The organism is Aquicoccus sp. (assembly GCF_041686535.1).
In the GTDB taxonomy this organism is placed as follows: Bacteria; Pseudomonadota; Alphaproteobacteria; order Rhodobacterales; family Rhodobacteraceae; genus Aquicoccus.
This window is the reverse complement of the sequence record NZ_JAWLDS010000006.1, coordinates 44,683-57,649: the sequence shown is the minus strand read 5'-3', so window position 1 is coordinate 57,649 and position 12,967 is coordinate 44,683. Positions and strand designations below refer to the sequence as shown.

10 protein-coding genes are annotated in these 12,967 nt (G+C 64.3%); 2 read left to right on the top strand and 8 right to left on the bottom strand.

Going from position 1 to position 12,967, the window contains the following annotated elements; translation table 11 throughout:
• Nucleotides 1-119: 119 nt before the first annotated feature.
• The 6 genes from ACESL9_RS02865 to polA form a co-directional block, all read right to left on the bottom strand.
• On the bottom strand, nt 120-1,982 hold the full coding sequence (locus tag ACESL9_RS02865) for an SLC13 family permease (RefSeq protein WP_372611684.1): 1,863 nt from the start codon (nt 1,980-1,982) through the stop codon (nt 120-122).
• A gap of 204 nt (nt 1,983-2,186) precedes the next feature.
• On the bottom strand, nt 2,187-3,077 hold the full coding sequence (locus ACESL9_RS02860) for an acyl-CoA thioesterase (protein ID WP_372611686.1): 891 nt from the start codon (nt 3,075-3,077) through the stop codon (nt 2,187-2,189).
• A 10-nt stretch (nt 3,078-3,087) separates the two neighbouring features.
• On the bottom strand, nt 3,088-4,002 hold the full coding sequence (locus ACESL9_RS02855) for a cation diffusion facilitator family transporter (RefSeq protein WP_372611688.1): 915 nt from the start codon (nt 4,000-4,002) through the stop codon (nt 3,088-3,090).
• 53 nt (nt 4,003-4,055) lie between these two features.
• The gene (locus ACESL9_RS02850; RefSeq protein WP_372611690.1) at nt 4,056-4,469 is read right to left on the bottom strand and encodes a universal stress protein; all 414 of its coding nucleotides are present in this window, start codon (nt 4,467-4,469) and stop codon (nt 4,056-4,058) included.
• 145 nt (nt 4,470-4,614) lie between these two features.
• Complete coding sequence (locus ACESL9_RS02845; RefSeq protein ID WP_372611692.1) at nt 4,615-5,307, bottom strand: SGNH/GDSL hydrolase family protein; 693 nt, start codon at nt 5,305-5,307, stop codon at nt 4,615-4,617.
• Nucleotides 5,308-5,675: 368 nt separating this feature from the next.
• The gene (gene polA / locus ACESL9_RS02840) at nt 5,676-8,471 is read right to left on the bottom strand and encodes a DNA polymerase I (protein WP_372611694.1); all 2,796 of its coding nucleotides are present in this window, start codon (nt 8,469-8,471) and stop codon (nt 5,676-5,678) included.
• A gap of 340 nt (nt 8,472-8,811) precedes the next feature.
• Between polA and ACESL9_RS02835 the strand changes: the two genes are divergently transcribed.
• Nucleotides 8,812-9,972 carry a DUF418 domain-containing protein gene (locus ACESL9_RS02835; protein ID WP_372611696.1) on the top strand — a complete coding sequence of 387 codons (1,161 nt, stop codon included), beginning with the start codon at nt 8,812-8,814 and terminating at the stop codon, nt 9,970-9,972.
• Between the two features lie 117 nt (nt 9,973-10,089).
• Here ACESL9_RS02835 and ACESL9_RS02830 read toward each other — a convergent pair whose 3' ends face one another.
• Entirely contained in the window at nt 10,090-10,269 is a 180-nt protein-coding gene (locus tag ACESL9_RS02830) for a zinc-finger domain-containing protein (RefSeq protein WP_372611698.1), read from the bottom strand.
• A 71-nt stretch (nt 10,270-10,340) separates the two neighbouring features.
• Nucleotides 10,341-11,918, bottom strand: coding sequence for a DUF5928 domain-containing protein (locus ACESL9_RS02825; RefSeq protein ID WP_372611700.1), 1,578 nt, complete (start codon nt 11,916-11,918; stop codon nt 10,341-10,343).
• 196 nt (nt 11,919-12,114) lie between these two features.
• On the opposite strand from ACESL9_RS02825, the gene ACESL9_RS02820 reads away from it, so the two are divergent.
• Complete coding sequence (locus tag ACESL9_RS02820) at nt 12,115-12,933, top strand: sulfotransferase family protein (RefSeq protein ID WP_372611702.1); 819 nt, start codon at nt 12,115-12,117, stop codon at nt 12,931-12,933.
• Nucleotides 12,934-12,967 lie beyond the last annotated feature (34 nt).

Genomic DNA, 12,967 nt, shown 5'->3' with positions numbered 1-12,967 from the left:
TTTTCGACGAAAAATCGGGGGGTGATATGCGTATGACTCCCGGCTGCCGCCCGGCTGCCGGGTGAATCAACCATTCGTTAACCATGCAAAATGTTAATGCGTGTCGCATCGGAACGAAGTCACAGCGGCCAGACGATCAGCAGGAGCGGAATGCTTACCGCGAGCACGAGCACTTCGAGCGGCAGGCCCAGCCGCCAGTAGTCGCTGAACCGGAACCCGCCGAGGCCGAGGATCAGGGTGTTGTTCTGGTGCCCGATCGGAGTGAGGAAGGCACAGGATGCACCGATCGCCACGGCCATGAGGAAGCTGTCGGCATTGACGTCCAGCGTCGCGGCGATGCTGAGCGCGATGGGGCACAGCACGGCGGCGGTGGCGGCGTTGTTCAACACGCTGGAGAGGATCATGGTAACGACCATGATCACGGCCAGGGCCGCGATGGCGTTGCCCTGAGCGACGGTCAGGACGAGGAACTCGGCCAACAGGGCCGCGGCGCCGGTGCCCTGCATCCCGCCGGCCACCGGAATGAGCGCGGCCAGCAACACGATCACAGGCCAGTCGATGGCGGTATAGACATCGCGCGGGGGCACGGTGCGCAGCACCATCGAGGCCAGCATGCCGAGCGCGAAGGCCGCCGCCGCGGGCAGCAGGCCGAATGTCGCGACGGCGATGGCGCCAAGCATGATCGCGACCGAGACGACGGCCATACGCTTGTCGGGAATGCGCAGTTCGCGCGCGCCCAGCGGCACGCAACCGGTATCGTTGATGAATTCCGACATCATCTCGGCCGGGCCCTGCATCAGCAGAAGATCGCCGGACTTGAGCTTGAGCGTGCGCAGCCGCGCCCGCGGCGGGTGGCCGTGGCGCGACACCGCCAGCAGGTTGAGCCCGTAGCGCGTGCGCAGCCGAATGTCGCTGGCCGATTGTCCGACGATGGTCGTGCCGGGCAGGATGGCCAGTTCGCGCAGCACGATGTCCACATCGCGCGTGTCGCTTTCGTCCTTGTCGTCTTTCCCGTTCTCTGCCGCCCGCTTGTCCGCCTCGCCCGAGCTTTCGGCCTCGGTGGGGGCCTGCTCTGCCTCCGTGGGGGTGGAGGATCCGCTTTCCTCGAGCTTGATGTCATAGACCGAGAGCGCCTTGGCCAGCGCGTCGACGTCCGACTCGAGCACGAGGATATCCCCGGCGGCGATGCGCCGCCCGCCATGTGGCGCGGTCAGGCGCACCTCGTTGCGGACCATGGCGACGATCTGGGCGTCGCTCTCTTCTATCCCGCGCTCGAAGCCACGCAGGGTCAGGCCGATCGCCTTGCTCTTCTCGGGTACCCGCAGCTCGGTCATGTAATGGCCGGTCTCGAATTCCTCGCTCGCTGCGGGTTTGCGCGCGGGCACGAGCCACCAGCCGATCAGGACGACGAACGCGATCCCGGCAATCGCCACGGCCGCCCCGATGGGGGCGAAATCGAACATTCCGAAATGGCCCATGCCGGCCTCGTTGCGAAACCCCGAGACAATGAGGTTGGGCGGCGTGCCGATCAGGGTGGTCATGCCGCCCAGGATGGTGCCGAAGGCGAGCGGCATCAGCACCTGCCCCGGTGTGAGATCGAGCCGGTTGGCGAGTTGCACCGCCACCGGCATCAGAAGCGCCATCGCGCCCACGTTGTTCATGAATCCCGACAGCGCCGCCCCGAGGCCCATGAGCAGCGCCATGCTCGTCATCCGCCCGCTTTCGCGCGGCAGAACGGTGCGCGCGATCCAGTCCACCGCGCCGGTGTTCTGAAGGCCCTGGCTGAGCACGAGCACGCAGGCCACGGTGATCACCGCCGGGTGGCCGAACCCGGCAAAGGCCTCGTCGGCCGGCACGAGACCGGCGATGACACAGGCCATGAGCGCCGCCAGCGCCACGATGTCGTGCCGGAATTTCCCCCACAGGAAGAGCGCCATGGTGGCCGCGAGAATGCAGAAGATCACTATCTGGGGGATGGTCATGCGGCGGCCCTTTCGCGTGTGAGCGGATGATGAACAGGTCCGGGGGCCGGGTTCAACAGGGTTTTGCGGCGCCGCCTGCGCGCCGGTGGTCAGCAGCCGATTTTCCTGCGGAAATTCGCCTGCCGGGCAACGGTGTGCTGCCCGGTCGGGGCGAAAGCGATTTGCCATGACAAGCTGGACGTCGGGCGCCGAGGGCGCGCGGGATCACGCGCGCGGGGCGATCCGGCGTATCAGCCCTTCCTGCGCGACATTGGCGACAAGCCGCCCGTCGCGGGTGAAGATCCGCCCGCGGTTGAAGCCACGCGCGCCGCCCGACCAGGGGCTGTCCATCACGTAAAGCAGCCAGTCATCGGCGCGGAACGGGCCATGAATCCACAGCGCGTGATCGAGCGACGCGAACTGCATGTCGGGATCGGCAAACGCCTTGGCATGGGCATAGGCCGAGGTGCCCAGCAGCCCGAAATCCGAGGCATAGGCGAGCGCCGCGCGATGCAGGTTCGCATCCTCGCCGATCCGGCCGGTCACGCGGAACCAGTAACTTTGCTCGGGCGCGGGTTCGCGGGTGAAGGGCGGGCGCGGGGTGACGTGGCGCATCTCGATCGGGCGCGGGACCGAGAGCCACTTGAGAAACATCTCGGGCAGTTCGTCCTTGAATTCGGCGGCGAGCTCAAGCTCGCTCTTGAGATCTTCGGGCGCGGGGACATCGGGCATGGTGTCCTGGTGCGACAGGCCCTCTTCCTCGACCTGGAAGGAGGCGGCGAGGTTGAGGATGGGCTGCCCGTTCTGCACCGCGACCACGCGGCGGGTGGCGAAACTGCGCCCGTCGCGGTCACGCTCGACCTGGTAGAGAACGGGCTTGGTGGCGTCGCCGGGGCGCATGAAATAGCCATGCAGCGAATGGTTGGCGCGATCGTCCGGCACGGTGCGGATGGCGGCCATCAGCGCCTGTGCGATGACCTGTCCGCCGAAGCTGCGCCCGCGCGCGCCGGGGGTGGCGATGCCGCGGAAGAAGTTCTCCTCGACCGGTTCGACATCGAGCACCGACACGAGGCTGTCGGCAAGCTCTTGCGGGGTGGGGCGGGGTTTGTCTGTCATGCTGTCCGTTTCAATGGCCGATCTGCGGACTGTCATGGCAGGCCGCGCCCGGGGTTTCAAGCTCGAGCACGGAGTGGGAGATCGAGAATGCGCGGCGCAACAGAGCCTTGAGGTCACTGCGGACAGCTTCGGGGTCGGCACCGGGGGCAAGCACGACATGGGCCTCGAAAGCGGGTTCGTGCTCCTGCATGCGCCACAGGTGGACATGGTGAACACTCTCGACCCCGTCGCACGCCTCCATCGCGGCGATGAGCGCGGGCAGGTCGGTTTCCTCGGGGGTGGCCAGCATCAGGACGCGGATCACCGGGCGGATGCCCTGATAGCTGTGCCACAGGATATAGGCCGAGATGAAGAGCGTGACGATCGGGTCGACGAGCCGCCAGTCGTAAAGCAGGATCAGGGTGCCCGCGACGATCACCGCGACCGAGCCCATCGCGTCGGCGAGGTTGTGCAGGAAGGCCGCGCGCATGTTCATCGAGTTCCGCGAGAGCCGAAAGATCAGCGCCGCGGTGACACTGTCGATCACCAGCGCCAGCCCGGCGACGGCGACGACGATCCAGCCGGTGATCTCGACCGGGTTGAACAGCCGCTCAACCCCTTGCGCGGCGAGGTAGAGCGCGATGACGATCAGCGTGGTGTAGTTGATCAGCGCGGCCACCACCTCGGCCCGGCCATAGCCGAAGGTCATCGCCTCGTCCGCGGGGCGGCGGGCGATGCGGCGGGCATAGAAGGCGATGACCAGCGACAGCGCGTCCGAAAGGTTGTGAATCGCGTCGGCGATCAGCGCGAGACTGCCCGAGATCACCCCCGCCACGATCTGGGCGAGGGTCAGGGCGAGGTTAACGGCGATGGCGGCGCCGACCCGGCGGTCGCCTTCGATCAGCGACGGGTCGGGGTGGTGATGTCCGTGGTGGTCATGTGGCATGGCCCGAGTAATGGTCGTCCCGCGGGGATTTGCAAGGGCCCATGGGCGCGGGATCAGCCCCGTACCACGTAGACCGAGCATTCGGAATGGGCGACCACGTGGCTGGCCGTGGTGCCGAGCAGGTAGTCCTGGATCTTCGGGTTGGCGGCTTCGATCACGATCAGGTCGACCTTTTGCTCGTCGGCCAGCTTGACGATCTGGCGGTGCACCGCACCCTTGCGCACCATGGTCGTGATTTCGACCCCTTCGGCCGGATTGGCGGCAAGGAACTTGTCCATCTCGCCCGACCAGTAGGCGTTCGAATCGTAGATGTTGAGATTGCGCTCGATCTCGGGGGCGACCGTAACGACGATGAGACGGGCGCCACGGCGGCGGGCCATCTCGACGGCCTCGTCATAGGCGGCGGTCGCGACCTTGGCGTGGCGCAGGTTGACAGGGCAGAGGATGAGCTTGGTTTCGCGGGTCATGGCGGCGTCCTTGGGCAATCGGTCGGGGCAGGATAGCCGGAAATAGCGGATTCGCTAAATCGGCACTGCCCCACAGCGGCAGATCAGGGGCGGGAAACGGCGTTTGGCGCGGTGTTCGGGTTTTCCGCCAGCATCGCGGCCGGGCTCACCGGGCGGACTGGATCACCTTTGCCAGGCGGCGGGCGATGGCATCGGAGCCCTTGAGCGATGGGTGAATCCGGTCGATGGCATGAAAGCTCAGATCGCCATGCGGCACGAGATCGGTGAGCGGGTGGAAATAGACGTTGGGGTCGATTTCGGCGAGCCGTGCGATACGCGCTTCGAGCGTGTCGCCCACGTCCTTGCAGGATTTGATCGGCGAGGAAAACCCGGGATTGCGCAGGTAGCCCACGATCAGCACCCGCGCGCCGGAGTGTCGGATTTGCTGCACCAGCGAGGGAATCGCGCCGCGGCGGCCGTTTTCGGCGATCAGCCGGTTGAGCTTGTAATCGCAGTTGTCGCAGCCGCATCCCAGCCACAGGTCGTTGCCGCCGCCATTCATGATCACCCAGTCCCAGTCGCCGTCGCGCCACTGTTTCGGGATCGAAAGGCCCATCGCGCCGGTGATCGGCAGGTTATAGATCATCCATGCCCCGGCAACGGAATGATCGGCAACAGGTTCATCAAGCAGGGCCGAGAGGCGGGCCGCGACGTTGCGATCGGCTAGCCTGTTCTTGGCCAGAAGCGAATCGCCGATCACGAGGATGCGGGGCTCTTCGGTTTCGGCCACGGCGTGGTGGGCAAGGGTGGCCGTGGCGACAAGGGCGAGCGTGGCGATCAGGGCACGCAGGGTGGGCATGTGGGGCGACTCCGTCTGACGGTCATGCGCGTGGTATGGCGCGAGACTTGGGCGGATTGTGGGCAAGCGAGGGGCAGATATCAAGCAGGACGGGTGATCGTGCGTGCGGGCGAGCGCGATGTCACATCGACCCTCTCCCGTATCGAGGGAAGGTCGCAAGAAGGGTTTGGCGGCTCTTTGGCAGGAGGGCAGCGGCCGACCGGGGGGTCGGGCGCTGCCCCGGCGGCTTCGCCGCTCTTCCCGGGCAAGGACCGCTTGGTGCTGCATGGTTGACATGGGCGAGAGTCATCCCGCGCCGGGCGTCAGGTACGGCAAACCGGCTCACGCTGTGCCACGGCGTCGGATCGGGCGCCGGGAGGGTCGGGGCGTCAATGCGCCTCGGCCCAGTTGGCGCCCTGGCCCGCGTCGACGGTCAGCGGAATGTCGAGATGCACGGCGGGGTGGGCGGCGCCTTCCATCACCTCGCGGGCGGTGTCGATGAGGCGATCGACGGCATTTTCCTCGACCTCGAAGATCAACTCGTCATGCACCTGGAGCAGCATTTTCGCGGGCAGGCCCGCGATCGCGGCGGGCATGCGGATCATCGCGCGGCGGATCACGTCGGCGGCTGTGCCCTGGATCGGCGCGTTGATCGCGGCGCGGCGGGCGAAGGCGGCGCGCGGCCCCTTGGCAGAGATTTCCGGCGTGTGGATCTTGCGCCCGAAGAGCGTGGCAACGTGACCGTTTTCCTTGGCGAAGTTCACGGTGTCGTCCATGTAGGCGCGGATGCCCGGGTAGCGTTTGAAATACTCGTCGATGAAGGCCTGTGCCTCGCTGCGCGGGATGCGCAGGTTGCGGGCGAGGCCAAAGCCGGAGATGCCGTAGATCACGCCGAAATTGATTGCCTTGGCCTTGCGGCGGATGTCGGGTGTCATCTCGTCCAGCGGCACGCCGAAGATTTCCGAGGCGGTCATGGCGTGGATGTCGTGGCCGTCGCGGAATGCCTGTTTCATGGTGTCGATCCCGGCGACATGCGACAGGATGCGCAACTCGATCTGGGAATAGTCGAGGCTGACGAGGCGGGTGCCCTCGGGGGCGATGAAGGCTTCGCGGATGCGGCGGCCCTCCTCGGAGCGCACGGGGATGTTTTGCAGGTTGGGATCGGTCGAGGCAAGGCGACCGGTGCTGGCGCCGGTTTGCACGTAAGAGGTGTGGACGCGGCCGGTGTCGGGGTTGATGTGATCCTGAAGCGCGTCGGTATAGGTGGATTTGAGCTTGGAAAGCTGGCGCCAGTCGAGCACGCGGGCGGGCAGTTCGTGTTCGGTGGCCAGATCTTCGAGCACGTCGGCGCCGGTGGCATAGGCGCCGGTCTTGCCCCTCTTGCCGCCATCGAGCGACATCTTGTCAAAGAGGATCTCGCCCAGTTGCTTGGGCGAGCCGACGTTGAATTTCTCGCCGGCCAGCTCGTGAATCTCGGCCTCGAGCGCGGCCATTTTCTGGGCGAAGGCGTTGGACATGCGCGAAAGCGTGTCGCGGTCGACGGTAATGCCGTGCATCTCCATCTCGGCCAGCACCGGGACGAGCGGGCGTTCGAGCGTTTCATAGACGGTGGTGACGCGGGCGCGGGGCAGTTCCGGTTTGAACCGGTGCCAGAGGCGCAGGGTGATGTCGGCGTCCTCGGCGGCGTATTTCACCGCCTCGTCGAGCGGCACGCGGTCGAAGGTGATGGCCGACTTGCCCGAACCGATGAGATCCTTGATCGGGATCGGGATGTGCGAGAGGTAGCGTTCGCAGAGCGCGTCCATGCCGTGCCCGTGAATGCCCGAGAAGAGCGCGTAGGACATCAGCATCGTGTCGTCGATGGGGGCGATGTTTATGCCGTGGCGGGCGAGGATCTTGGCGTCGTATTTCATGTTCTGCCCGATCTTGAGGACGGCATCATCCTCAAGCACGGGTTTGAGGAGGGCGAGCGCCGCGTCGGTGTCCATCTGCCCTTCGGCGAGCGTGTCGGTGCCGAAGAGGTCATCGGCGTTGCCGCCCTTGTGGGTAAGCGGGAGATAGGCGGCCTGGCCGGGGATCACGGCGAGGGATATGCCCACAAGCTCGGCCTGCATCTCGTCGAGCGAGGTGGTTTCGGTGTCGATGGCGACGTAACCGCGGGAATGGATGAGCTTGATCCAGCGCGAGAGCGTGTCGGCATCGCGGATGCATTCGTATTGCGCGGGGTCGATGGGGGGGAAGTCGGGCGGGGTATCGTCATTGGCGGCGGCGGGCGTATCCTCGATGATTGGGGGTTCGACGCCCATCTTGTCGGCGATGCGTTTGGAAAGGGTGCGAAACTCCATCCTGGCCAGGAACGGCAGGAGCGTGTCGGGGTCGGGGTCGTGCACTTCGAGATCATCGAGGGTGAAATCGAGCGGGGTGTCGGTCTTGAGCAGCACCAGATCGCGCGACATGCGGATCTGGTCGGCCTTTTCGATCAGGGTTTCGCGGCGCTTGGGCTGCTTGATCTGGTCGGCGTTTTCCAGAAGCGTGTCGAGATCGCCGAATTCGTTGATCAGAAGCGCCGCGGTCTTTGGGCCGATGCCGGGCGCGCCCGGGATGTTGTCGACCGAATCGCCGGAAAGCGCCTGCACGTCCACCACACGCTCGGGCGGCACGCCGAATTTCTCCATCACCCCGTCGCGGTCGATGCGGCGGTTCTTCATCGCGTCAAGCATTTCCACGCCGCCGCCGACAAGCTGCATCAGATCCTTGTCCGACGATATGATGGTGACGCGCCCGCCCAACTCGCGGGCCTGGTTGGCCAGCGTGGCGATGATGTCGTCGGCCTCGTAACCTTCGATCTCGTGGCAGGCGACGTTGAAGGCGCGGGTGGCCTCGCGGGTGAGGGGGAACTGCGGCACGAGGTCTTCGGGCGCAGGCGGGCGGTTGGCCTTGTATTCGGGGTAAAGGTCGTTGCGAAAGGTCTTGCCGGAATAGTCGAAGATCACCGCGGCATGGGTGGGCGCGTCGTCGCCGCTGGCGTCCTCGACATATTTCTGGAGCATGTTGCAGAAGCCCGAGACCGCGCCGATGGGCAGCCCGTCGGATTTGCGCGTGAGCGGCGGCAGCGCGTGATAGGCGCGGAAAATGAAGGCCGAGCCGTCGATGAGGTGCAGGTGGCAGCCTTTGCCGAATGACATATGCGTTTCCCCCGGTTGAACGGGGACAGGTTTCGCACATGGGCGCGGGCGGGGCCAGAGGGATCATGTGCGAATGCCATGGGCGGTGACAGCCGGAGACCGCCTTTTGGCAGCGCATCCCGCGCACCTTACGGGCGCACTGCGTTTGGCAAGATTTTGCCAGCGCGAGGGCCGGACTCTGGACATGCGCGGATCGCCGCCCGACATTTGGCACGACTACTCAGCTGGCGTGCCTGTTCACAAGCTCGTCGTATCGAAAGAAAATGGCTGCCCATTCATTCGCGCCGGAGCTTGCCGACGCATCCGCGGGAAGCACAGAGTTGCAGAAGGGAGTTCCAGCGTGAGCACAGAAGCAACGCACAGACGCAATGATCTGATCGACTCGCTGCGGGCGGTGGCTCTTGCCGGTGTTATCGTCATGAACATGATGACGTTTTCGGGCCTGGCCTATCTTACCCCGGAAATGCGCGAGGAGGCCCTGGGCATCGTCGATCAACTCGTCTGGGTCATTGTGCGCATCCTGGTCGACGACAAGGCATTGGCGGCATTTTCGTTCATGTTCGGGTTCAGCTTCAGCGTGATCCTTGGCAAGGCGCTTTCGTCGCGTGATGCGTCGGTGCGTTTCATCCGGCGACTGGTGGTGCTCTTCATGATCGGGCTGTTCAACGCGCTGTTCCTTTTCTGGGCCGATATCCTGATGAGTTACGCGGTGCTGGGGCTGATCCTGCCGTTTGCCGCGCGCCTGCCGTCAGGGGTCATTGCCGGGCTGGCGCTTGCGCTCATACTCGCCGCACCGATGACTCTGGCATTGGGCGGCTACGAGGTGCCCACCCCCGTACCGCGCGGCCATACCGAAAGCCTCGATGCCTTTGCATCGCCAGAGGTAACCGACACGGTAAAACAGAACTGGCACATGATCTTTGCCGCGTCCGAAGCCGCGGACAGCACGTTTGTGTTGAGGTTCATGACGCTGATGGGGCTTTTCCTTCTGGGGCTCGCGGCCGGCAAGAGCGGTGTGCTCATGGCGCTGGCCGGGCGTCGTGACCAATTGCTGCGGCTGGGCCTCATTTTCGCGCTGGTCGGTTTCACGATGAATCTCCTGTTGCGCTATGCCGTGGAGCCCAAAGGGCTCTGGGTCATGCTCAAACTGGAGGGCCCGGTCATGTCGCTGGGTTATCTCATGCTGATCGCCGCGGCGCTGGCCGGGCCTTCGGTGGGTTGGCTGCGTCGATTGCTGGCGCCGCTGGGCCGGATGACGTTGACCGGATACCTGACGACCGCCGTGTCGGGACAGGCCCTGTTCTATGGCTGGGGCCTGGGTTTGATCGGGCAGTTGGGCACATTGGGGGTGCTGGCCTTTGCCGCCGGGCTCTATGCCATGCTGATCGCGTTTGCCCATCTCTGGCTGAGTTGCTTCCCGTTCGGGCCCTGGGAATGGCTCTGGCGTCGCCTGACCAGCCTGCTGCCGGAGCCGCGTATCCGACGGGGCCTTGCACACTGACGCCGGTCGACGCGCAGCCCGGGCGAGGCGCGATGCCGGACCGGCATCGGCACGTCAGGTTGCGCGGCGCACCGTGACCCGCGAAGCGCCGCGTGGCGGTCGGTCAGGCAGGCGTGATCAGACCTCGCCCTCGAAATCGCGGTGGATGATCTTGGCGTCGCAATAGGGACATTCGACATAGCCGGTTTCCCGCGGAATCTGTAGCCAGACACGGGGATGGCCCAGCGCACCCTCGCCACCGTCGCAGGAGACGCGCCATTGATCTACGATGCGGGTTTCGGGAGCCTCGGTGACCATCGCGTTTCATCCTTCGGGTTGCCGTTTCCGGTGGTGAATATGGGCGAATGCGCCCGGGGGGGCAAGGGGGGTCAATCGACGAAGAGGTAATGCGTTTTGGCGATTTCGAGGGCCTTGTCCCGGTCGATCGCGAGGAAATGGCCCAGTGCCTCGGCGTTGACTTCGGGCGGTTCGGCTTCGCGAATCCGGTGGTGGTTCGGAAAATCGGCATCGCGAATCTGGTCGATCTCGAACTGCATGTCGCCGCGGATCGTGGGCAGCAGGCGTTCGAGCGTTTCCTGCGGGGTCTTTTCGCCGGCAAGGCCGATCCGCTTGGCGTGACCGATGAGGTAATCGTCGCTGAACATGCAATCGACTTCGAGCATACGGGTCACCGAGCGGTCGCCGTAGAAATCGTTGAGCAGGTCGATATTGTTGGGATCGAGGCAGATGATCAGGCGTTCGGTGTCGTAATAATCGAAAAGCATCCGCATCAATGCGCGGCGGTGGCGGTGGCGTTTGCCCATGGAGGACTGGATTCCCCCGAGGTCGGGCAGGCGTGTGGCCTCCTCGTTGAAGAGATATTCGATGCAGGGGATGTTGGTCATCTTTCGGATCCGCTCGATCAGGCGCTTGGCGACATGCCATTTCTTGCAGACCACGATCATGAGTTCGCGTTCGCGGCCGAGCGAGCCCTCGCTTTCCCAGAAGCGGGGGGCAAAGCGGCGCCCGATCCGGCCGCGCTGGGTCAGGAACTTGAAGAGCGAGCGGCCTTCGTTCGAGATCTTGAAATCCCAGCCGCGTGTCGCATAGAGCAGCCCCAGCCGGCGCTTGAGTTCGCGGGCCTCTGGGCTGATCTTGCGGGCGAAGAGGAAATCCTGGCTGAGCAGCAGGTCGTAGTGATCGTTGTAGAAGGTCACCGGCATTCCGTAATCGGTGAACATCAGGAAGGTGAGGGTGCGCGAGCGGATCTCGCGCTCTGGCACGAGGTGACGCACCAAGGTCTGGAAAAAGGTTTCGTCGGGAATCCAGGTGGAGCGGAAGAACCGCATCACGTCAGGGCGCGCGCGCGTGAAATCGAGCACCCACTCGATGGTGCGCCGCCGCAGGCACCACCATTGCGAGCCGATCATCACCTGGATGTCATCGGGGATCGCGCGTGTCAGGCCGAGGCGCTTTTGCAACTCGAACATGGCGTAGAAGCGTTTTTTCTGGGTGCGCTCGTTGAACCAGTGGCGATAGATCAATCGCTCCTCTTTCCAGCCGGTCTTGATCCAGTCGCTTTCGAAATAGTCGAAGCTTTCGATGTAATCGCAATCGTCGCGGTCGAGGAATTCATGGGCGTACTCGGCCGACTTGATCGCCATGCAATCGCCCGAGAGCATGTAGAAATGGGTGGCGCGCGGAAACGCCTCGACCGCGGCCTCGATCGCGTTCAGCGACGCCTGCACGAGGCTCCATTCGCCCCAGCCGCACCTGATGCGCTTTTTCGCGAAGGTCACGTTGGGGTTGTCGTCAAGCGCGGCGCGGATGCGCGCGTGATGTTCGGGTTTGGCGCGGGCGTCGAAATGGATCGCCATGTAGTCGCCCACCGACGTGAGGCGCTCGGCCTGCTTGATGATGGCCTCGGGGTCCTTGTGACACAGCAATATGAAGGCGATTCTTGCCATTGCGGGAAACGATCTGCTCCTTATGCCCCGGATTGTTTTAGTGATAGAGGTGAATGGTCCGTGAATAAACCCGGGTCAGTGGCGTTTTTGATCCCCGGACCTGGCGGTCGGGCCCGGGAAAATCGACATTCCTTTCATGAATCGGTGGTGGTATAGAATCCGCAAGAAAAACAAGACAAGACTTCGGAGGCGCAGGATGGGGTTCCCGGGAACCTGGATGACCGAAAGCGAAAGCGTGGTTTACAGGGTGGTGCCGAAATGCGCCTGCTCGACCATCGGGCAGATCATGTATTACTCGGATCACGGCGAATTTTTCGACGGCGACATCCACGACGCGACCGAGGGCCTGCACAAATGGGCGCGCGACGAGAGCCAACCCTTGATCAACGCCAATGTGAAAACCCATTCGTCCTATGCCTTTACCTGTGTGCGCAACCCTTACACGCGCATCCTGTCGTCCTTTTTCGACAAGATCTGCGGCATCCAGCGCAACGGCAAGCGGTATCGCGGAAACCTGGTGCCGCTCATCATCCAGAAATACGGGATCGAAGTGGGCGACCCGGAGAACGGGTTCGAGTTCGACCAGATCAGGAGCTTCCGGCGGTTCCTGCTCTTCGCGCGCGACACGATCCGCTGGCGCCGGCCGATGGAGCCCGACATCCACTGGAGCGCGATGTCCGGGCATGTGAGCACCTTCATCGTGAATGGCGGGCGCTATGACAAGATCTTCTGGACCGAGAAATTCGACGAGGGGATGCAGGAGGTTCTGGAGGCGATCGACACGCCGGTCGAGGTGAAGCTGGACGCGGTGCCCCGGTTCAACGAGAGCGAGGGGCACGGGCCCAAGCGGCTGCACCCGGTCGCGGATTATTTCGACGATCTGTCGATGCACCTGGTCAAGGAAATCTACAACCGCGATTTCAAGCTTTTCAAATACGATTTCGACGATCCGTCGAACAAGATGCCGGTGGGCGAGATCGACCTCGACGAGGTCCATGCCAAGCTGGGGGATTGAGTGGCGAACGGCGGGACGGCGCTCGGCCTTGCCA